This window comes from Catellatospora sp. NPDC049609 (assembly GCF_040675365.1).
Lineage (GTDB): Bacteria > Actinomycetota > Actinomycetes > Mycobacteriales > Micromonosporaceae > Catellatospora.
Map to the genome: position 1 here is coordinate 49,507 of NZ_JBFAOU010000017.1, position 20,692 is coordinate 70,198.

The following is a 20,692-nucleotide window of genomic DNA, read 5'->3' on the forward strand; positions in this document are numbered from 1 at the left end:
GGCCGGGGGCGTCCTGCCGCGTGCCCGCGATGCCGCCGCCGTCGAGCCGCAAGGACCGGTTCCGGTGCGTACGCAATCGCGGTTGACCCGCAGGGCGTGCGGGACGGCTCTGCCCCCCGTGCTCACACGGCGTGAGCGTCCCGGTGGAGGTCGCGGTGATGCTACTCGTCAACCGGGCCGGTGACCTCCTTCTCCCATGGCGCAGCAGCACGTCGACGCGATTTCCGGGGGCGTGGGGCATCATGACCGTCGGGGTGGCCTTCCTGCCCTTATCGGCGGTGCCGGAACTCGTTCCTCCGGTGCAGTGCCCACTCGTGGAACGCGATCGCCTCCTCGTCCCGTCCTGCGCGGGCCAGAATCATCGTGTGTTGTGCCATGGCGGCGACAAGTCCTGGAAGGTGGAGGGGGTCTTCGGCGGCCAATGCCTCATGGATCCGCACGCACAGCCAAGATGGCCGGACGCCACCTTCGGGACCGGAGCGCTCAAGCGAGCTGCGGAGCAGGCCGCTGGCCAGTCGGGCCATGTCTCGAAGTGACTCGCGCCGTTCGTCCTCGTCCATCCGCTGGGATGCGGCCAGTGCCTGATCCACCGCATCGACGGCGGCGGCCACCTCCCCGTTCGCGTCAAGCACGACTGCGTGCTGGCGCAGCGCTCGGGCGAGGTTGGCGAGGAGGTCGGGAGACTCGTCGGCAACGGCCTGCCATAGCGCCACCGACTCGGTGGATCGCTCCAGAGCCTCCTCCCATCGGTCTGCGTTCGCCAGCAGCACCACCAGGGTCGACAAGGTGGCGCCGAGTCCCAGCCTCATCGTGGGGTCTCCGGCGACCAGCTCGGGCCACATCTCGGCCGAGTGCTCCGCCAGCCGGGTCGCTTCCGCGAGGTTGCCGGTCATCTGCAGCGCCAGTGCATGCGCGGTCAGCGCCTCAGCGAGCAACGGCCGGTAGACGGTCCCGCCGTCGTCGACGAGCCGCCGCCAGCTCTGTAGGGAGAGCTCGCTGAAGTGCAACGCGTCGGTCCACCGCTGCTCAGCCAGCAGCCGTTTGGTGTATTGGTCCACCACGCCGATGATCTCGAACAAGTACGCGGAGCGGCCGCCGTCGGCGAGGCGCCACCACACGTCCAGCGCACGGTGGCACTGTTGGAGTGCCCCTTGCCAGCTCCCCGCTTCGGCCAGGGCGTGGGCCTCGGCGAGCGCAGTTCTTGCCTGGTCCGGCAGATAGTCGACGCTGAACGTCGTTGCGGCTGTGTGGCCGGTTGAGCTGGTGCCGTGAGTCATCGGTTCTCCAGTTCAACGACTCCGAGCTGGTCAAGTCCGGCCCGGCAGGCGGACATCCGGCGGGCGAGATCTGCGTCTGCCTGCTCAAGGCGGGTGAGGTCGGTGCGTGTGGCCAACAGTTGCGACCACAGCACACCGCGGCCCTGCTCGAGGCGGGCCACCGCGGCGGCGGGGTCGCCGTCGGCGATGGCTGTGCTGGCTGCGTCGGAGGCCAGGCCGGCCGTTTCCACCTGCAACAGGCGAAGCTGGTCGGCGCGGCCGATGCCGCGCCATGTCGTGAGCTCGAGCAGGTCCAGCGCGGTGGCATAGGCTCTTGAGGCGGACTGTGGTCGGTGCAGGCGGGCGATCGCCTGTGCAGCGTAGTGAGCAGCGCGCAGCCGATGTACGGCTGGGGCGGTCGCCGATCCGGCCGCGGTCGACCAGCGGTTGATGCTCTCCTCTCTATCGCGGCGATCACCGGTGCGGTTGGCACGATCCGTCAAGACGGCGCCCAGGTCCAACAGGGCCATCGCCAGGTCAGGATGGCCCGGAGGCAATAGTTCCACGCAGCGTCGGCCGACGTAGACCGCTTCGTCGATGTCGGCGCCGTCGTCGGTGCGTCGGTGCCGCACTCGCAGCGCGAGCAGGAGTCCGACGGCGATGCGGGCGGCGGCCGCCGAACCCGTCGGCGTGGTCAGCATGGCCTCGCGCGCCGCCTCGACTGCCTCGTCCAAGTCAGCGCCGGCGGCGTCGCTGTCCTGCTCGGCACGCGCGCGCAGCACCGCGGCGAGGTTCCGCAGGATCAACGGGCGCTCCGGGTGCGACGCTGGGGTCAGGGCGATCGCCTGACGTCCGGCTTCGGCCGCTTCGTCAAGTAGTGCGGTGTCGCCGGCACGTCGGAACTCGGCCGACAGAACCATGACCAGGTTGTTGTACAGCAGAGGCTGAGCAGCTCCATCGGCACCGGATGTCTGGACTGCCTGCCGTGCGGCAGTGACCGCTCCGGTCTGGTCGACGGAGCCGCCGATGTGCTCGGCACGGGCTTGCAGCGCCAGGCTTAAGTTGGTCAGTGTCGCCGCGCCGCTGCCGGGCGTGACAGCCGGGGCTTTCGCCGCTTCGCGGAGCGCCCGGATCGACTCGTCGAGGTCGGCCGGTGTGCCCAGGCGCTGGAAGCGCTGCAGCAGCACGGAGCCCAAGGAGGTGAGCAGCACCCTGATATCGGTCGGTGGCGGCTGCATGGTGCGTGCCTGCCGGATAGCGGTGATGCTGCGCTCAAGGTCGCCGATTTCACCGTGGTGCTTGTACCGCCACCCGTATCCCACGCCGAGGCTCGCCTGCATGTCGGCGCGAATCGGGTGGCCGCTGGGTAACGCTGCGATCGCCGCCGACAATGCGTCGATCGCGGCGTCGAGGGCTTGCGTGTCTTCCCGGTCGCCTACCCGGGTGATCTCCTTGACTGCTCTGACCGCCCGGGCGGCGGGACCGTTCCGGCCCCCGGCCGTCAGCAGGCGCGCCGGCGCCGGTGCGATCTCCGGCACGGCGTCCATGAGCAACGCGAAGTAGTCAAGCGCCTCGTACAGGTCCAAGGCGTTCTCACCTGCTGGCAGCGCCTGGTAGCGGAACCAGTGGAACAACGCCAGCAGTGTCGCTGGATGGACGTCGAGCACGCCGGGCTTGGCTGCCGAGGCGGCGTGCAGCAACGCGGAGGCGTCTGCCAGCGCGCCGTCGTCCAGCAGTGCCTCCGGGTTGCCATCTCTGGCCTGCAGCAGCCGCTGCTCCACCGCGGCCAGCAGTTCGGGTAGTTGCCGGCGATCGTTCAACTCATCACTCCCACTGTGGTGACGATCCCAATGTGAAGCGGTCGGGCACCGGGCGCGATGGGCCATCCGATCGGCAATTCCTGCCGTGCCGGTGGAGCCGCCCCTGGCCAGGCCGCGTTACGGTGGCCGAAGCGTCCACGTCGGAGGATGGTGACAGTCGATGGCCGATCGGAGCCTGGACAGGATCGCGGACGCCGAGGAAGCCGCCGACGCCCGGGTCGCATTGGCCCGCGAGTGGGACGAGCTGGTGCTGCGGGCACGGGAGCTGCCCGAGTTCGCCGACTTCCTGCGTCCTCTGCAGTTGAAGGATTTGCTCGCCGCAGCCGAGGATGGCCCGGTCGTCGTCGTCAACGTGAGTCGGTGGCAGTGCGACGCGCTGATCGTGCAAGCCGGCGGTGTGACCACCTGTGCGCTGCCCGATCTCAAAGCCGACGACGCGGCGGCCCGCGCAGACCACTACCTGAACACCTTGCAGGCCGGCGAGGTGGCGGCAGAGGCCCGCGACGCCGCCAGGCGACGGCGGGGTAGCGCCGCCACCATGGCCGAACGCCAAGCCGCCCAGCGTGCCGAACGCGCGGTGGCCGAGGCGACCCGCACGATCGAGACGATGCTCGCGGACCTGCTCGGCTGGCTGTGGGACGCCATCGCCGAACCGGTGCTGCGGAACCTGAAGATACTCGACGCACCGGCCGACCTCGCGCTTCTGCCGAGAATATGGTGGTGCCCGACAGGCCCGCTCACGTTCCTGCCCATACACGCTGCCGGCCATCACGCCGGGACGAGCAAGACCCCCAGCTCGGTCATGGATGTCGCCGTGTCCTCGTACACACCGACGCTGCGTGCACTGATGCAGGCCCGCAGGCCACAGACTCGAAATGAACCCGGCACGGACCGTCTGCTCGTCGTCGGTCTGCGTGACACGCCGGGGCAGCGTGAGCTCACCGGCGTCGACAAGGAGCTCGATGCCCTCGCGGCGTTGACGCCCCCGCACCTGAGGACGCAACTGGTCGGTCCGGCCGCGACAAGAGAATCCGTGCGGCAGCTGCTGCGGACTCACCAATGGGTGCACTTCAGCTGTCACGGCAACCAGGAACTCGACGATCCGTCCCAGGGAGGACTGGCACTCCACGACGGCGTACTCAGCATCGCCGACGTCACCACCGAGCAGTTCCACGCCGAATTCGCCGGACTCTCGGCGTGCAAGACGGCGACGGGCGGACGCCACTTGCCGGACGAAGCGATCACCCTCGCCGCGGCGCTGCACTACACCGGCTACCGGCACGTGATCGCGACGCTGTGGTCGGTATACGACTCGGACAGCACCACTGACCTGTTCGGCGCGATCTACCGAGACCTGATCGTCGACGGCCGCCTGCACGCAGAGCGCAGCGCACGCGCACTACACCGTGCTGTCCTCGAACTGCGCGACGCCCAGCCAGGTCAGCCCAGCGCCTGGACCCCGTTCACACACACCGGCCCGTAAGGAGCGAACATGGCCGACGCCGCACCGGCGCACGGGCAGGACAACGCAACCTACGTCGAAGTCAGCGACGACGCATTCGCGGTGCACGTCGCCGGCACCTTCGACGCCGACCGGGCACGCGAGGGCAGCCTCATTCTGCGAGGCACCTGTCCACGATGCCGACACGCGATGGAGTACGTGATCACGTCCGGGGTGATCCGGTCGTGGCAGCAGCAGCCTTCTGCGGAGCCCACGCCGACCGCGGCATCACCGGCACCGTCTACGGCACCGTCCGTCGATACCGGTGCACCTGTCGAGCAGATGTGCTGCACCTGCGACCAGGAGCACATCGGCAGGCCCGCCGACTACCTGGGCTGCGGCGCCTACTGGAATCTGGCGATCAGCGTCGCATGAGAATCACCCTTCAACCGCTCAGCGCCAGCCAGGTCCAAGGCCCGCACCAAGCCCAAGCAGTACAACGGATGCTTCGGGAGGAGCTTCCGGTCGTGCGGGCGGCTGCCCTCGCATGGCGTAACGGCTTGGCCGGACTGCTGGCAGCGATGCTCGGATTCAGCCTCATCAAGGGCCGGGCCGACATCAGCAGCCTCGCCGTCTCCTGGCGGACCGCGGTCGGCGTGCTGCTGCTGTTCGCTCTCGTCGCCGGCATTTACGGCGCTACACGCCTACTGCGTGCCGCGCACGGACGCCCCAGATTCATACCACGCAGTGCCGTCGTGTCAAAGCTGGCAGCAGACCGAGACGAGGCCGGTGACTCAAGAGCGGCTCTCAACCAGGGAATCGCCGCCTCATTCGTCTGTGCGGCGCTGCTGGTAGCCGCTGTCGCTGTGACCTGGTACGGCCCGCCGGCGAGTGGACCTATGTTGCAGGCCGTCGTCGACGGCGAAACGGTCTGCGGCAAAGTGGTTCGCACAGCCGCCGGACAGTTGACGCTGGAAACGGGCAGCGGCCAACGCGACATCAGCCTGATGCGCATCGCGGCGCTCAAACCAGTCGACCAATGCGTCAACTGACCGCCACCGCCGACCGGCACGGATACGCCGCGCTGCTGGGCTGGCTGACCGGCCACGGCCGCCTGGTCGACAGGAAGTATCCGGTCTCAGGGGGTCACTTCATGCCCGCCCTCCGCGCACACTGAGCCCCTTGGGCAAAGGGTGATCGGGCGGGCCGAGTTCGACGTGCACGCGCCGCGATCGGAATGCGTCCCGCCAGCTGAAGATCATGTGGCAGATGCACGGAAGAGCGGGCTTCATGCTGCTTGGCCACCACGACCTGCTCGGTTGATCTCACGCACGGGCACCACCGGAAGTGCGCCAGAGTTGTTTGCGTCCCCGACCATCGAGTCGACATGACCTCGCCCGATGATCTTCATTCCGATTGACGGCGTTGCCGTGGGCGTAGCCGCCAGCTGGACACACGGCCGAAATGGGTTAGCTACAGCGACAGCTCATAGGCCAGGAGTCGGCGGTCGTTCCACTGCTGGTCGCTTGCGGGCACCCGCTGGAAGCCCAGGCGGCTGTACAGGCGCTGAGCCGAGTCCATGATCGTCTGAGTGGAGAGCACCATCCGGCTTCGGCCGAAGCCACGCGCATGCTCGATGCAAGCAGTGACCAGCGCCGCGCCGATGCCGCTCCCGCGCGCATACGATGCCGTGGCCAGCAGCCGGATCTCCGCGTCATGATCGCCGGCGAGGTGAACCAGTGGACTTCCGGCGTGACAGACGACCACGTGACCCGCCAGAAGCCCGTCGGCTTCGGCGACATACGTCCACGTGGCGGGTAGGGCGAAGCGTCCTGCCACATCTGTGACGAGGTGGCCGTATCCATCGGGCGTGTAACCCTCGCCGACGAACACTTCGTCCAGTAGACGAGCGGCCTGCTCGAAGTCGGCCATCCCGATGCCGCGGACGATCAAGGACTTCCCCATGTCACGGAGAAGATCCTAACCGGGGGCAGCACGCGGTGCACCCGTCGCCGCCGTTGGACGACGACGGGCTGTTCCCCATGCGGATCTGCCGCAGACCGCGCGCTACAGAACGTCATGACAAGCGGATCGAGTCGGCTTCCGGTCGTGCCGATGTGCGCGCCTCGCCGGTCTCATCCGGTAGAACGGTGAGCGGCCACGACTGGTGTGGGCGAGAGAGCAGGTGAGTTGTCGTGGAGAACCCGGACGTGGGTGCGGCTGGCGTATCGCGGGTTTACGTTGACATGGTTGGAGACCTGTTCCACGCGGGCCACGTGTCGCTCCTGCGGGAGGCGCGATGCCATGGTGACTGGCTGGTCGTCGGCGTGCTGTCCGACGACACCGCAGCCTCCTACAAGCGTCGTCCCATCATGACCCTTGCCGAGCGTGTCGCCGTGATCGAGGCGTGCAGGTACGTCGACGAGGTGATTGAGGACGCCCCGTTTCAGGTGACCGCAGAGTTTCTTGCCGAGCATGGGATCACCACCGTGGTGCACGGTGACGACCTGTCGCCCGAGGGGGCCGAGTTCGTATACGGGCCGGCTGCAGCAGCCGGAAAGGTCGCTTACGTTCGGCGCACGGGAGGAATCTCCACCACCCAGTTGATTCAGCGGGTGCTCGACGCGGCCGCCTCGCGAAATGACTGACCGGATCTGCCGCGATCCGCGCGTCGACCGACTGCGTGCCGGTAACTGAGCTAGGCGTTAGCGCGGAGGCTGGCGGCCGATAGCCAGCGGCACGCTTTCCCTCGGGGCATGCGGATCTTTGTACGTCAGCGCGTACCTGGCTCTGTAGCGGAACCAGCTCACCGGCATCCCGCTGCAGGACAGCTTCCAGCAGCGGGTCTTCGGCCCGCTCGGCCTGCGCCAGACGCTCCTGCCGGCACCCGCCCAGGCCGACATCCCCGCTCCGCACCCGCGGGGTTACGTGTACGGCACGAACGTGGAGATCCTAGACGACCCTGCGCTGCGGGCCGCCCAGCAGGCCGCCGCCGCCCGCGGCGCGCTGCTGCCCAGGGACGTCACCGACAACAGCCCGTCGTGGGCATGGGCGGCGGGGACGCTCGGCGGGATCTTCCAACGCCGCCATCGCCGCCCGGCCGCACGTCACCGAGAAGGCCGTCGACAAGCACATGGACAACATCCTGTTGAAGCTCGACCTGCCGCCGACCCTCGACGACAACCGCCGGGTCCTGGCCGTGCTGGCGTGGCTCGACGCTACCTGAGCGCCACTGCGGCAGCCGCCACAGCGGGTAGCACAGGTCGTTCTCCACGAGCCGCGGAGACGGCCTGGCCTCACCCATAGCGCCCAGCGCGTACACGTGCGGGCAGCCCGGCACGGTCAGGTCGGGGCCGACGTTGATCCGCCCTCCCCTGCCGGCGAGCAGCCCGCCGGTGCGGATGCCGTTGTGAGACTTGGGCCGCTTCTCCCGCACCACACTGCCAGAGCCGTCCACCACCCGCTGCCGCCGGACCTTCAACGGGCGCCACCAGGGGCCGGCCGGCGACGTCGGCTTCGCATGCTTCACCCGACTGCCCGGCACCAGTCCCGGCGTGGGCCTGCCCGACGCGGACACAGCGACGAGCAGCGTCAGGTGTGTGCCTGCGCCACCAGGTGCGGCACGCAGCGGGGACCGGTGTGAGCCACCGCGCCTGGTGGCGGTTCGCTGTGAATGTCTTCAGGCGTCACGGACCCGGAAGACGAGCGCGCCTGCGACCAGGGCGGCAGTGGCGTACGCCGCTAGCACGCCCAGGCTCCGATGCGGGTGGTCGTGGCGATGTCGCGGTTCGTCTCGCCGTGCAGGCCGAGTCGGCCCGGCTGACCACAGCCGGGCTGCCCGACGAAGGCGCGCGCAGGCTCACCGCCATCGGCGACACCGCCCGCACCGCGCTGACCGAGGTGCGCCCCGGCAGCACCCGGCTCATCGTGCGCGGCACGGTCGGCGCCCTCGATCCCGGCTGCGCTGAAGGCGCTGACACCGCGGGAGACCGAGGTGTTGTGCCTGATCGCCGAAGGGCTGTCCAACCCGGAGATCGCCGCCCGGCTCGTGGTCGGCGAGGAGACGGTCAAGACCCACGTCAGCCGCGTGCTGGGCAAGCTGGGACTGCGCGACCGCACCCAGGCGGTGGTGGTGGCCTACGAGTCAGGGCTGGTCGTGCCCGGCCGGTCGCCGCGCACCGACCCTTGACGCGAGCGCCGGAGCGCGCGTCCACGTGCCGCACGGGCGAGGGCGGGTCGGCGAGGTCGCGATGGGCGCGTGCCGGGCCGTCGTGGGCGCGCGCCTGCTCACCCGCCTGATCCGTTTCGCACCGCCGGTGGCGGCATGGTCACCGTCACGATGAGGCCGCCCTCCTTACGCGCTTGTGCCCTCACGGTGCCGTGGTGTGCGGCGGTGATCGAGGCGACGATGGCCAGCCCGAGGCCGTAGCCGTGACCGCCGACGCGTTCCTGTAGTCGCTGGAAGGGCTCGAAGAGGGCGGGCACGGCGTGATCCGGGATGACCGGACCGGTATTCGCGACGACCAGGCTCGCCTCGTCGTCCACGGTGGCCGTCGTGATCCAGATGTCGCCGTCGGGGACGTTGTATCTGGTGGCGTTGTCGACGAGGTTGGCGATGAGGCGTTCCAGAAGTACCGGGTCGCCGGATGTCATCGTGGGTTCGAGCGAGGTGTGCAGCCGCCGGCCGGCCGTGTCGGTGACGTCCAAGACGTCCTCAGCGACGGTGGCCAGATCGACCGGTGCGTGGTCGGTGAGGCCGCGTTCGCTGCGGGCGAGGGTGAGCAGCGAGTTGATGAGCCGGTCGGCGTGGTCGACGGCGACGCGCACATCCCGGCCCATGGCGCGTAGCTCTTCGCTGGTCGCGGCGGGTTTGGCGAGGACCACGTCGAGGGTGGTGCGCATGACGGTCAGCGGGGTGCGCAACTCGTGCCCGGCGTTGGCGACGAACCGCCGTTGGCTGTCGAATGCGGCCTGGAGGCGGCTGAGCATGCTGTCGAACGTGTCGGCGAGTTCGCGTAGTTCGTCACGCGGTCCGTTCAGTGCGACCCGGGCGGTCAGGTTGTGCTCGGAGGCGGCCTGGGCGGCGGCGGTGATCTGATGGACCGGGCGCAGGACCCGGCCGGCGACGATCCATCCGGCGAGCGCGGCCAGCAGGCCGGCCGCGGCGAGTGTGATCAGGGAGTAGCGCAGCAGGTGGGCCAGGGTCGTGTCGCGCTGGTAGGTGGCACCGCGCTCGGCGGCGTGCTTGCACTCGGTGCGCTGCAGCTCGTCCTCCATGGGGCAGGGGGCCAGGTTGGGCTGTTCGTCCCGGCACGCCTCCCGCGCGGCCAGATAGACCGGGTCGGCCTCCAGCTCGGCTCGGGAGACGTTCTGCAGCCGCCCGCCGATCGCCAGGTTGCCGTCCTCGCTGGGGTCGGACATGTCGATGTCGTGGCTGCGCATGCACACGGCGAAGGCGCGCAGCTGCTGCATCTCCTTGGCGGTCGGGGTCGGGTTTCCCGCCGGCAGGCTGGCCACCAGGCCGTAGGTGACCGCGATGATGGTAGCGCCGAAGGCGATGAACAGCGCGGTGTAGAGCAGGGTCAGCCGCACCCGGATGGTCAGTCGGGGGGTGCTCACATCCGGTATCCCTTACCGACGACTGTTTCGATCAGCGGGGGTTCGCCGAGCTTGCGACGTAGGCGGGCCATCGTCACCGACACGACGTTGCTGAACGGGTCGGCGGTGGCGTCCCAGACGTGTTCGAGCAGTTCTTCGGCGCTGACGACGTTGCCGTCGGCGGCCAGCAGCATCTCCAGGATCGCGAACTCCTTGCGGGTCAGCGACAGGCTCTGGTCACCGCGGGTGGCGCGGTGGCGGGCCCGGTCGACGGTGAGGTCCCCGCGGCGCACGACCGGCGGCGCGGACGGTGCGCGCCGGCCGAGCGCGCGTACCCGGGCGAGCAGTTCGGTGAACGCGAACGGCTTGCCGAGGTAGTCGTCGGCGCCGAGCTCGAGGCCGTCGACCCGGTCGTCGACGCCGGCGGCCGCGGTGAGCATCAGGATCCGGGCATCGCGGCCGGCGAGGGTACGGCACACCTGGTCGCCGTGCACTGCGGGCAGGTCCCGGTCGAGGACGATCACGTCGTACGCGGTGAGCTCGGCCTCGGTGAGTGCGGCTGAGCCGTCGTTGACGACGTCGACGGCCAGGCCGGCGTCGCGCAGCCCTTCGGCGATCCGGTCGGCCAGCACGACGTGATCTTCTGCCACCAGCACTCGCATGGCGCCCATTGTGCCTGGCCGGACATGACATCAGTGCTACAGCGGCTGTAGCGCTGATGTCACCGGCCGCGGCGTAGACCTATCGGCCATGAGACGAATGTTCGCCCTACCTGTCCTGATCGCCGGGCTCGCGATGGCCGCCGGGTGCAGCCCGGCGTCCGAGCCGGGGATCCCCACCGCCAACGGCAGCGCCGCTGCCGGCCCGAGCGCAGGCTCGGCCGACCTGACCGCCTACGTCGGCTGCATCCGAGACAAGGGCGTGCAGGTGCCGGATCCGGCCCCGGGCGTCCAGCCCAGGGCGTGGATCCGGCAGCAGGCCGAGGCGAACCCCGCGTTCGACGCCGCCGACATCGCCTGCCACCACCTGCTGCCCGCCGGGGCCGAACCGCCGGCCCCCACGATCTCGGCACAGGAACTGGAACAGCTGCGCGCCTTCGCCATCTGCATGCGTGCCCACGAGATCGAGATGACCGACCCCACCCCCGACGGCAACATGCGCATCGGCGGACGGCTCGAGCACGTCACGAGGGCCCAGCTGGAAGCCGACCCGGCTTTCAAGGCAGCGCACCAGGCGTGCAAGGACAAACTGCCCGTGGAAAGCGAGAAGAAGTGACCAGGCCCTTCCGTGCCACGCTCGTGACCGGCGCCGCGTTGGCGGTGGCCGCCGCGGTCGCCGCCGCCGCGCTCGGGATCGGCGGCGAGCCTCAAGCCACGACGGCCGGCACCGCGCCCGCACCGGCGACCGCCGCGGTGACCCGTACCACGCTGACGCAGACGCAGCAGGTCAGCGGCACGCTCGGCTACGGTGAGCCGGTCACGGTCAACGGCCCCGGCAGCGGTGTGATCACCTGGCTGCCCGCTGCCGGCGCGGTGATCGGCCGGGGCCGGCCGGTGTACAAGGTCGACAACCGGCCGGTGTCGCTGTTCTACGGCGGTCTGCCGCTGTACCGGCCGCTGCACAGCGGTGACACCGGCGACGACGTCCACGAGGTGGAAAGCAACCTGGCCGCCCTCGGCTACACCGGTTTCACCGTCGACAGGTCCTACAGCGCGTCGACCGCGGCTGCGGTGCGCAAGTGGCAGAAAGCCACCGGCCGCCCGCAGACCGGCGTGTTCGACCCGGCCGGCGTCGTGCGGGCCCCGTCCCGGTTGCGGGTCAGCGCGCTGACGGGGCACCTCGGCGACCGCGCCGACGGCCCGATCCTGACCTACACCGGCACCACCCGGATGGTGCGCATCGCCCTCGACGTGGGCCTGCAGGGCCTGGTCAAGCGCGGCATGACCGCGACGGTGACACTGCCCGACGGCAAGACCGTCGACGGCACCGTCGCCACCGTCGGCTCGGTGGCCACCGCGGGACAGGCCCCCACCGACCCGGCGACGATCGCGGTGACGGTCACCCTCGCCCGGCAGGCCGCACTCGGCACCCTCGACCAGGCACCGGTCGCGGTCAAACTGGTCTCGGCGAGCGTGCCCGATGCGCTCACCGTCCCGGTCGCCGCGCTCGTCGCCCTGTCCGAGGGCGGCTACGGCGTACAGGTCGTCACCGGGTCCGCCAGCCGATACGTCCCCGTCGAGCTGGGCATGTTCGCCAACGGGCGGGTCCAGGTCACCGGCGACGGCATCGCCGAGGGCACCCTCGTCGGAGTCCCGTCATGATCACCCTGGACGGTGTGGGCAAGACGTACCCCGGTGGCGTGCACGCGCTGCGCGACGTGTCGCTGACCGTCGACGCGGGCGAGATGGTCGGCATCGTCGGGCCGTCCGGATCCGGCAAGTCCACGATGCTGCACCTCATCGGGGCCCTGGACCTGCCGACGACAGGGACGGTGACCATCGCCGGACAGGAGCTGTCACGGCTGTCGGACCGCCGGCTGTCGGCGTTGCGCGGGCGTACCGTCGGCTTCGTCTTCCAGCAGTTCCACCTCGCCGCCGGCGTGTCCGCCCTCGACAACGTCGCCGACGGGCTGCTGTATGCCGCAGTGCCACTGCGGGAGCGCCGACAGCGTGCCGAACAGGCGTTGACGAGGGTCGGGCTGGGCCACCGCCTGGCCCACCGCCCGCACCAGCTGTCCGGCGGCGAGAAGCAACGCGTCGCCATCGCCCGCGCCGTCGTCGGCGACCCTGCGCTGCTGCTCGCCGACGAACCGACCGGAAACCTCGACTCGGTGTCCGGCACGCAGGTCCTGCAACTGCTACGCGACCTGCACACCGCCGGCACCACGATCGTCGTCATCACCCACGACCGCGACGTCGCCGCGGGCCTGCCGCGCCGGGTCGACCTTCGCGACGGACAGGTGATCACATGAGCGCACCCGGCGCCCCCGCAGGAACACCACTGACCAAGAAAGGCGACGCCATGAGCGTGCTGTCGCGTCTGCTGCCCGGCGACCTGATCCGGGTCGGCGCCGCCGGCCTGCGCACCCGGCCCCTGCGGGTGGTCCTGTCCGCCCTGGGCATCGCCATCGGCATCGCCGCCATGGTGTGCGTCGTCGGCATCGCCAGCTCCAGCCGCGAAGGCCTCAACCGGCAACTGGCCGCGCTCGGCACCAACCTGCTGCGCGTGGCACCGGGCCAGACCATCAGCGGCGAGCAGGCACACCTGCCCGCGGACTCGGTGGCGATGATCGGCCGGATCCCGCCGGTCACCTCCGCGACCGCGACCGCGGCACTGACCGACGTGCACGTCTACCGCAACGACCACATCCCGCCCATAGAGACCGGCAACCTCCGGGTTTACGCCGCGCGCACCAACCTGCTCGACACCGTCGGCGCGCAGGTGGCCAGCGGCGTTTTCCTCAACGACGCCACCGCCCGGTACCCGGCGGTGGTCCTCGGTGCGAGCGCCGCCGCACGGCTGGGGCTCACCGTCGCCTCCCCCGACACCCGGGTATGGCTCGGTGGCCAGTGGTTCACCGTCATCGGCGTCCTGCACCCGGTCCCGCTCGCACCCGAGCTGGACTTCGCCGCCCTCGTCGGCTGGCCCGAAGCCGTCGCGCATCTGCAGTTCGACGGATACCCCACCACCGTGTACACCCGCGTGCGTGACGACGCCGTCCTCGCGGTGCAGGCCGTCCTCGCCGCGACCGCCAACCCCGAACACCCCAACGAGGTACGCGTCTCCCGCCCCTCCGACGCCCTCAGCGCCAAACAGGCCGCCGACACGACGCTCACCGCCCTGCTGCTCGGCCTGGGCGCCGTCGCGCTGCTGGTGGGCGGAGTGGGCGTGGCGAACACGATGGTGATCTCCGTGCTCGAACGACGCCCCGAGATCGGTCTACGCCGCTGCCTGGGTGCCACCCGCGGCCACATCCGCATCCAGTTCCTGGCCGAGTCACTGCTCCTGTCCGCACTCGGGGGCCTGGGCGGCGCACTGCTCGGCATCGCCGTGACCACCGGATACGCCGCCTACCAGGACTGGCCCGCGGTCGTACCCCTATGGGCCACCGCCGGCGGCGTGGCCGCCACGCTGATCATCGGCGGCTGCGCCGGGGTCTACCCGGCCTGGCGGGCCGCCCGCCTCTCCCCCACCGAGGCGCTCACTGCGCCGTGACAGAGCGAACAGACGACACACCCGCCCAGGCCACCCGCAACGGACTGCCTGGGCGGGTACGGCGTACACAGGCCGGCGCGGCGTCGCCAGTCGCAGGAGGTGCGGGAAGACCATGGCGTAGGCCGACGTCGACCGCGAGCGAAGCCAGGAGCGCCGGTGGCCGTGAGGGGTCGTCGGCAGGCTGGAACACCTGCCAGTGGGCGAGGTAGCCCTCGGTGCTCTGCATATCGACAGCCGTCACGCATCCCCCGTGCGGGCCGCCTCGGGCGAAAGCCATTTCCGCATTCCTTCGAATGCGGAGGTGCCGCCGAGGACAATGGGCTGCGCAGTCTCCCGGGCGAGGCGGAGGAGGATCCTGTGGGCTGTCTGTTCGTGATGTACGCCGCCGTGTTCCCCCGCCTCGGGCTGATTGCCATCTGGGTTCTGCGGCCGGGTCTCGTCGATGCTGCGTTCGATACGTGGATCTGGCCGCTGCTCGGCTTGGTCTTCGTGCCGTTCGCGACGCTCCTGTACGTCGTGCTCTACCACATCGGGGGGCTGACCTGGTGGGAGTGGTTCTGGGTAGGCGTCCTGGCCGTCTTCGACATCGGGCAATGGGGCATGACCCTGCGATATCGCCGCAAGCAGGCGGCATAGGCACCTGTAGGGCGGAGCCGCGTCCGCCGGTTCGTCCTGCACCCCCGGTGCGACCTCCACGGCGAGGTAGGGTCCCTCGGTCGATGCGCCGCGCCGGGCTGCTGATCGTCGCGGGTGCACCCGACGTCGTACGCGGGCAGTCGCATTCCGGCAACGTCTCCGCTGCAGAACTGGTCCGGACCTGCTGGTGATGTACGACATGACGGCAGCGTCGGCCCACCTGTGGTGTTGATGATCGGCGGCCGGACACGGTCGCGCTGGTCGCTGTGTGTTGCCGCGCGCAGCCTGCCCGGTTGCCATCCGCAGCGCCGCGGTCGATCCCGTTCCCGGGCGACCGGGCCGACGTCACCGGTGACGGTTCACGCCAGGCACGGTCAGCGCAGGCGGACCGGGGACCGGTGGTCGTCGGCGGGCAAGTCCCCGTCGAGGACTACGGCCATGACCTCCATCCGTTCCAGATCGGCCTGCCCGGACCGGATCGTGGCGAACGCGGTGTCGGCGGCGTCGCGCCCGGTGCTCACCCGGATCAGCGACGGCCGTGGCGCCAGCCGGGTCGCATCCCAGACCTGCCACTGACCGCCGGTCGCCGTCTCGACCACGGCGTGGAAGTCCATCGGGCTCAGCCCGGGGGCGTACACGCCGACCACCCGGGCCGGCACCTCGACCGCCCGGCACAGGGTTGCCACCAGGTGGGCGTAGTCGCGGCACACCCCGCGCCCGTCGAGCAGGGTGTCCGCGGCGTCGGTGGTCGGCCCGCTGGCCGCCGGCGTGTACTGCAGATGCTCGAAGACGTAGTCACAGATCGCCTCGACCCGCTGCGCCGGATCGTCGAGGCTGCCGAACTCCCGTCGGGCGAAGCCGGTCATCCGGTCTGCCGGGCAGTACCGGCTCGGCAGCAGCGCGGTGAGAAGCTCCCACTCGGTCGGCCGTTCGGGCTCACCGGGCCGGTCGGCGACCACCGCCCGGTACGAGATCGAAAGCTCGCCGGGCGCCGCCGAGAATAGGTGCCTGCGATTGCCGTCGGGGCCGCGGACCACCCGCGCCTCGAGCACCCGTTGGTTGCCGACGACCGAGAACTCGTCTTCCACCGTCCGACCCGGACGCACCCCGACCCCCACTCCCAGCGCGAACTCGGCCGGCTCGACCACCGTGAACGTCAACTCGCAGGCGACCTCGGCTCGCTGAACTTCCACCGGGTATGTCATCGTGCTCCGCCTTCACCAAGTGGGTTGTCGACGGCGATGACGCCGACGCTCCGGTCGCCGGTGAGTCGGCCGCTGGGAGCCCCGACGTAGGTTCCCGACGTCGGGGCGACATCGGTGTAGTCGCGCCCGACGGCGACAGTGACATAACCGCTGTGTGCGCGGCGACCGTGGCAAGGGTCCAGGGCCAGTGCGGTCGCGACGCCGTCCTGGGCGACGATCACTTCCACCCAGGCATGCGTGCCGCCCTGCCCCAGCAGGTGTCCCGATACGTACCGGGCCGGCAGCCCGGCCAGCCGACACAGGGAGATCATGATGTGGGCGTAGTCCTGGCACACCCCGATGCCGCCGGCCAGGGCCTGCGCGGCGGTGGTCACGACGCTGGTCGTCCCGAAGCCGTAGGACATGGTGGCATGGACCGCGGAGCAGATCCGCTCGGCGACGTCGGCCGGTTCGCCGCCCGCTCGGACCAGGTCGGCGGCCAGCTGACGCAACCGGTCGTCGGGAGCGGTCAGCGAGGTGGGAGCGTGCAGGGCCGCATCACGCAGCGCCGCAGCGGGCAGCGGGAGCCGGTCGCCCCGGACGCGTTCGAGCACGGCGACGACCCGGAACTCGACCTCCCGCTCGACGCGCGCGGCCGTCACCCGTACGACGGTGTTGCCGCAGGCGTCCTGCCGGGTCCGATGCTCGGCCCGGGCCCCGCTGATCTCCAGCAGGTGGGCGCGCCGGTACAGGTCGCCGTGCCGGGGACGCGGCACGATCACCAGCCGCTGCGACAGCACGCTGACCGGGCTCTCGTAGGTGTAGCGGAACCGCTGCTCGATGCGGTACGTGATCCGCCGCGCCGATTCCAGGTCCAGCCCGGCAGGGTCGAGCATCGGCGCGGACAGGATCGACCGCCGGACGCCGGTCACGGTGGCACCTCGAACGTGTCCTGTGCCCGCCGCAGCTCCATGGCATGAATCCTGAGGCCGCTATGTTTCGTCCACGCTATCGCCGCGCCTGCGGTCACCATCACGGGCGCCGTTGCGATTGCCCGCGTCCCGATTGACGAACCTCCGAAACCCGCGTCGGGCGACTGCTGCGCGTCCGACACGCCTGCTGACATCCACGGCCCTGTCCGGGTCAGCGATGCGCCTGAACGAGTGGGTGTTGTCGTGGGCGACGGGCGGCGCTGTCCGAGCCGGAACTGTCGGCGGACGGTGTTGTAGCGGTGCCGCCATCGGGTCCGGCAGTCGCGTAACGACCGACGTGTCGAACGACCTGATCGAGCACAACCGGGGTTTCGGTGCAGTTGGGGAGACGTTAGGGTAGGCAGGTCGCCCTAGACCTCGGTGGCCGGATCGTGCTGCACGGCACCGATTCGCCTGCCAGGTGAGGGGTCCCATGACCAGGTCAACGCCGTGGAAAACCCTGCGTCCGGCTGGGCCCGATCGGGTGGCGGTGCGGGCGCCGGCGGAGCGCCCCCGGCAGCGGCCCCGTTACCCTGCCGCGCGCCGCACCGAGGTGTTCGACCACATGCAGGGTCTTCGGGTGGACGATCCCTACCGATGGCTGGAGGACGGCGAAGATCCACAGGCGAAGGTGTGGTCATCCGAACAGGATGCCCTGCTGGCGGCGCACAGACGCACCTGGCCGCTGCGGGAGCCGTTCCGGGCGCAGGTGGCCGCCTTGTTGGCGATCGGTGACGTCAGCACGCCGGTCTGCCGGGGTGACCGCAAGTTCTTCTACCGGCGCGAGGCCGGTCACGAGCATCGGGCATTCCTGTCCATCGACTCCGGCGACACCGAGCGGATGCTGATCGACCCGATGCTGATCGACCCGACCGGGCGGACGCTCATCGACTTCGCGGAGCCCTGCATCGAGGGCCGGCTCGTGGCGTACGGGCTGTCGGTGAACGGCACCGAGGACTCCGAGCTGTATGTGCTCGACGTCGCCACCGGCAAGGTCGTGGATGGCCCCATCCACCGATCCCGGTACACCGACATCGCGTGGCTTCCCGGCGGGGAGGCGTTCTATTACGTGCGCCACCTGCCCTTCGATGCGGTTCCGGGTGGTGAGGGCCACCTGCACCGCCGGGTCTACCTGCACCGGGTGGGCGCCGACCCGGCGACGGACGTGCTGATCGCCGGCGCGGACGCCACACCGGGCCGCAACTTCCACCTCGCCGTCTCCGCCGACGGGCGGTGGTTGACCCTGATCGACCGGCAGGGCACCGACCCCCGCGACAACGTGCGGGTGGCTGACCTCACCGGCGGGTCGATCGAGGATCCCGCGTTCACGACAGTGCAGCGGGAGGACGCCGACGCACGCACCACCGTGCATCATCGGGGCGGCCGGGCCTACATCCGGACCGACCGGGATGCGCCCCGCGGCCGGCTGTGTGTCGCCACACCCGGGCGGCTGGAGTACGCCGACTGGTGCGACCTGATCCCCGAGGACCCGGAGGCGGTGCTCACCGACTACGCGGTCCTCGATGCCGTCGACCTGCCGCGACCGTTGCTGCTGGTATCGCGCACCCGCCACGCGATCAGCGAGCTCGCCGTGCACGACCTGGCCACCGGGGAGTGCGTGAGCACCGTGGCGCTGCCCGGGTCGGGCAGTATCGGCGGGCTTCGCACGACCTTGGCCGACAGCGGCGAAGCCTGGTTCAGCTACTCGGACTTCGCCAATCCGTGGGCGGTCTACCGGTTCGATGCCGCGGACGGCTCGGTCACGCCGTCGGCGCGGCCGCCGGGAGATCGTGCACCCGTCCCGCTGGAGGTTTCGCAGGTGACCTATCTGTCCGGTGACGGGACCGAGGTGCGGATGTTCGTGGTCGCCGCCCGGCATGCTCCTGCCGGGCCACGTCCCACCATCCTCTACGGCTACGGCGGCTTCAACACGCCCGTCCGCCCATCGTGGTGGGCGACCACCGCCGCCTGGGTGGCCGCGGGCGGCGTCTTCGCCATGGCGAGCCTGCGCGGCGGAGGCGACGAAGGAGAGATGTGGCATCGGGCGGGGATGCTCGACCGCAAGCAGAACGTCTTCGACGACTTCAGGGCCGCTGCCCAGTGGCTGATCGGACACGACGTGACCACCCCCGAACAGCTGTGCGTCATGGGCGGCTCGAACGGTGGACTGCTGGTCGGTGCGGCGCTCACCCAGTTTCCCGAACTCTTCGCCGGTGGCGTCTGCGGGGCTCCGCTGCTGGACATGCTGCGCTACGAGCGCTTCGGACTCGGCATGACCTGGACCGGCGAGTACGGCACCGTCGCCGACCCGGAGCAGTTCGGCTGGCTGCGGGCGTACTCGCCCTACCACAACGTGCACGAGGGCATCGACTATCCGGCCGTCCTGTTCACCGTCTTCGACGGCGACACACGCGTGGACCCCCTGCACGCGCGCAAGATGGCGGCCGCGCTGCAACACGCCGCTTCGGGAACCCGGCCGATTCTCGTGCGGCGCGAGAAGGATGTGGGGCACGGGCAGCGCGCGGTGACGCGTACCGTCGAACTCACCGCCGACGAGTTGGCCTTCGCGGCCGCGGCCACCGGCCTGCAAAGCTGGTCCGCGACAAGACCACCCGCGCACGCGGCAGCCGGCGACTCCCTGCGCTGAGACGTTCGGCAACAACACCCCGCACTCCGGCGAAGCCTCTACCGGCCCACCCGGCCGCGCACGCTGCCGGGTGGTGATCGGCGTGCCGGACGGCCAGACTTGCCTTGCCCGGTGGACGCGGAGCGTTGCGGGCGGTCAGCTGATGGGCCGGCAGCAGCCGCAGCATGACCTTCTGCCGCTGGGGCCGGCGGGTGCAGGTCAGGCGGGCGACGTCGGCGGCGGACTCGATGACGACGCGTCCCGCGCCGCGGGCGTCGACGTCGCCGTGCACGACCACGCGTTCGGGCGGAAAGCCTGCGGCCATGGCGAGCTGCCACTGGCCGGTGGAGTACACGGCCAGGCCCAGTCCGGCTTCGTTGATCCATCGCAGCAGGCCGCGGCTGAGCAGCGCTTTGGCGGCGTAGTAGACCTGGGCGGGGCCGAATGCGGCTCCGTAGGCGGCGCACCGTTCCCGGACGTCGGCTTCGTCCAGAACGTATGCCGGGGTGCCGAACTCCTCCTCGACTTCCATCAGCGGCACGCCGCCGAGGCTGATGCCGCTTCGACCGTGTTCGGTGGTCAGCGGCCACATCGCGCGGTCGGGCCAGCGGGGCGGGAGGGAGGAGCGCAGCGAGGGCAGGACGTCGCCGAGGGTCATCGTGATCCCTGCGAGGTCAGTACTGAGATGGCTGGGGCGAAGGCCGGCTGGGCCGCGGCATCGGCGGGCTCCAGCGGGGACGCGGTCGGTGTCACGTCACCATGACACCCGGGCCGGAGGTCGCCGACCAGGGTCTTGACGTGATCGCTACGGCGGTGGGCTGTTTCTTGACGCCAAGACGGCGCCTGCCCCGATCGCGGGTCACACGTCACCGGCGTCGTGCTCCCTTCATCGATGACGCCGCCTTCAGGCATGCGTGAACAGCCGTCGATGCCGCCCATCTGCCG

19 protein-coding genes and 2 pseudogenes are annotated in these 20,692 nt (G+C 70.3%); 13 read left to right on the top strand and 8 right to left on the bottom strand.

What is annotated here, in order from left to right:
- Window positions 1-269 precede the first annotated feature (269 nt).
- Both AB0J67_RS07690 and AB0J67_RS07695 read right to left on the bottom strand, forming a co-directional pair.
- Window positions 270-1,277 (bottom strand): hypothetical protein, encoded by a 1,008-nt coding sequence (locus AB0J67_RS07690; protein WP_363477637.1) that lies wholly within the window; start codon window positions 1,275-1,277, stop codon window positions 270-272.
- Window positions 1,274-3,076, bottom strand: coding sequence for a hypothetical protein (locus tag AB0J67_RS07695; protein WP_363477640.1), 1,803 nt, complete (start codon window positions 3,074-3,076; stop codon window positions 1,274-1,276). The genes AB0J67_RS07690 and AB0J67_RS07695 overlap by 4 nt, the downstream gene beginning before the upstream one ends.
- A gap of 160 nt (window positions 3,077-3,236) precedes the next feature.
- Here AB0J67_RS07695 and AB0J67_RS07700 point away from each other — a divergent pair, with 160 nt between their 5' ends.
- From AB0J67_RS07700 to AB0J67_RS07715, 4 genes are all read left to right on the top strand, one after another.
- Window positions 3,237-4,559: a CHAT domain-containing protein gene (locus AB0J67_RS07700; protein WP_363477643.1), complete on the top strand. Its 1,323-nt coding sequence runs from the start codon at window positions 3,237-3,239 to the stop codon at window positions 4,557-4,559.
- Between the two features lie 9 nt (window positions 4,560-4,568).
- Window positions 4,569-4,952: a hypothetical protein gene (locus AB0J67_RS07705; RefSeq protein WP_363477646.1), complete on the top strand. Its 384-nt coding sequence runs from the start codon at window positions 4,569-4,571 to the stop codon at window positions 4,950-4,952.
- A 68-nt stretch (window positions 4,953-5,020) separates the two neighbouring features.
- The gene (locus AB0J67_RS07710; RefSeq protein ID WP_363477649.1) at window positions 5,021-5,569 is read left to right on the top strand and encodes a hypothetical protein; all 549 of its coding nucleotides are present in this window, start codon (window positions 5,021-5,023) and stop codon (window positions 5,567-5,569) included.
- Complete coding sequence (locus AB0J67_RS07715) at window positions 5,557-5,694, top strand: hypothetical protein (RefSeq protein WP_363477652.1); 138 nt, start codon at window positions 5,557-5,559, stop codon at window positions 5,692-5,694. The genes AB0J67_RS07710 and AB0J67_RS07715 overlap by 13 nt, the downstream gene beginning before the upstream one ends.
- 296 nt (window positions 5,695-5,990) lie before the next feature.
- Here the strand turns inward: AB0J67_RS07715 and AB0J67_RS07720 are convergent, their stop codons facing one another.
- On the bottom strand, window positions 5,991-6,482 hold the full coding sequence (locus tag AB0J67_RS07720; RefSeq protein ID WP_363477655.1) for a GNAT family N-acetyltransferase: 492 nt from the start codon (window positions 6,480-6,482) through the stop codon (window positions 5,991-5,993).
- Window positions 6,483-6,712: 230 nt separating this feature from the next.
- Between AB0J67_RS07720 and AB0J67_RS07725 the strand changes: the two genes are divergently transcribed.
- The 3 genes and pseudogenes from AB0J67_RS07725 to AB0J67_RS07735 form a co-directional block, all read left to right on the top strand.
- A complete protein-coding gene (locus tag AB0J67_RS07725; RefSeq protein ID WP_363477657.1) occupies window positions 6,713-7,165 on the top strand; it encodes an adenylyltransferase/cytidyltransferase family protein in 453 nt (150 codons plus the stop codon).
- Window positions 7,166-7,584: 419 nt separating this feature from the next.
- Window positions 7,585-7,743: pseudogene (locus AB0J67_RS07730) on the top strand (DNA-binding response regulator); the annotation flags it as partial.
- 738 nt (window positions 7,744-8,481) lie between these two features.
- A pseudogene (locus AB0J67_RS07735) lies at window positions 8,482-8,706 on the top strand (response regulator transcription factor); the annotation flags it as partial.
- Window positions 8,707-8,804: 98 nt separating this feature from the next.
- On the opposite strand, the gene AB0J67_RS07740 reads toward AB0J67_RS07735, so the two are convergent.
- On the bottom strand, window positions 8,805-10,136 hold the full coding sequence (locus tag AB0J67_RS07740) for a HAMP domain-containing sensor histidine kinase (protein ID WP_363477660.1): 1,332 nt from the start codon (window positions 10,134-10,136) through the stop codon (window positions 8,805-8,807).
- Window positions 10,133-10,777: a response regulator transcription factor gene (locus AB0J67_RS07745; protein ID WP_363477663.1), complete on the bottom strand. Its 645-nt coding sequence runs from the start codon at window positions 10,775-10,777 to the stop codon at window positions 10,133-10,135. The genes AB0J67_RS07740 and AB0J67_RS07745 overlap by 4 nt, the downstream gene beginning before the upstream one ends.
- 88 nt (window positions 10,778-10,865) lie before the next feature.
- On the opposite strand from AB0J67_RS07745, the gene AB0J67_RS07750 reads away from it, so the two are divergent.
- The 5 genes from AB0J67_RS07750 (at window position 10,866) to AB0J67_RS07770 (ending at window position 14,966) form a co-directional block, all read left to right on the top strand.
- Window positions 10,866-11,390, top strand: coding sequence for a hypothetical protein (locus AB0J67_RS07750; RefSeq protein ID WP_363477666.1), 525 nt, complete (start codon window positions 10,866-10,868; stop codon window positions 11,388-11,390).
- Complete coding sequence (locus AB0J67_RS07755) at window positions 11,387-12,436, top strand: peptidoglycan-binding protein (RefSeq protein WP_363477669.1); 1,050 nt, start codon at window positions 11,387-11,389, stop codon at window positions 12,434-12,436. Before AB0J67_RS07750 ends, AB0J67_RS07755 begins: the two co-directional genes overlap by 4 nt.
- Window positions 12,433-13,086 carry an ABC transporter ATP-binding protein gene (locus AB0J67_RS07760; protein ID WP_363477672.1) on the top strand — a complete coding sequence of 218 codons (654 nt, stop codon included), beginning with the start codon at window positions 12,433-12,435 and terminating at the stop codon, window positions 13,084-13,086. Before AB0J67_RS07755 ends, AB0J67_RS07760 begins: the two co-directional genes overlap by 4 nt.
- A gap of 50 nt (window positions 13,087-13,136) precedes the next feature.
- Complete coding sequence (locus AB0J67_RS07765) at window positions 13,137-14,330, top strand: ABC transporter permease (RefSeq protein WP_363477716.1); 1,194 nt, start codon at window positions 13,137-13,139, stop codon at window positions 14,328-14,330.
- 357 nt (window positions 14,331-14,687) lie between these two features.
- A complete protein-coding gene (locus AB0J67_RS07770) occupies window positions 14,688-14,966 on the top strand; it encodes a hypothetical protein (protein ID WP_363477675.1) in 279 nt (92 codons plus the stop codon).
- A gap of 374 nt (window positions 14,967-15,340) precedes the next feature.
- On the opposite strand, the gene AB0J67_RS07775 is transcribed toward AB0J67_RS07770, so the two are convergent.
- Window positions 15,341-16,159, bottom strand: a complete 819-nt coding sequence (locus AB0J67_RS07775) for a transglutaminase family protein (RefSeq protein WP_363477678.1) — start codon at window positions 16,157-16,159, stop codon at window positions 15,341-15,343.
- Window positions 16,160-16,167: 8 nt separating this feature from the next.
- Window positions 16,168-17,082 carry a transglutaminase family protein gene (locus AB0J67_RS07780; protein ID WP_363477681.1) on the bottom strand — a complete coding sequence of 305 codons (915 nt, stop codon included), beginning with the start codon at window positions 17,080-17,082 and terminating at the stop codon, window positions 16,168-16,170.
- 472 nt (window positions 17,083-17,554) lie between these two features.
- Here AB0J67_RS07780 and AB0J67_RS07785 point away from each other — a divergent pair, with 472 nt between their 5' ends.
- Window positions 17,555-19,768 carry a prolyl oligopeptidase family serine peptidase gene (locus AB0J67_RS07785; protein WP_363477684.1) on the top strand — a complete coding sequence of 738 codons (2,214 nt, stop codon included), beginning with the start codon at window positions 17,555-17,557 and terminating at the stop codon, window positions 19,766-19,768.
- On the opposite strand, the gene AB0J67_RS07790 is transcribed toward AB0J67_RS07785, so the two are convergent.
- The gene (locus tag AB0J67_RS07790) at window positions 19,665-20,405 is read right to left on the bottom strand and encodes a hypothetical protein (RefSeq protein ID WP_363477687.1); all 741 of its coding nucleotides are present in this window, start codon (window positions 20,403-20,405) and stop codon (window positions 19,665-19,667) included. The genes AB0J67_RS07785 and AB0J67_RS07790 overlap by 104 nt on opposite strands.
- Between the last annotated feature and the right edge of the window lie 287 nt (window positions 20,406-20,692).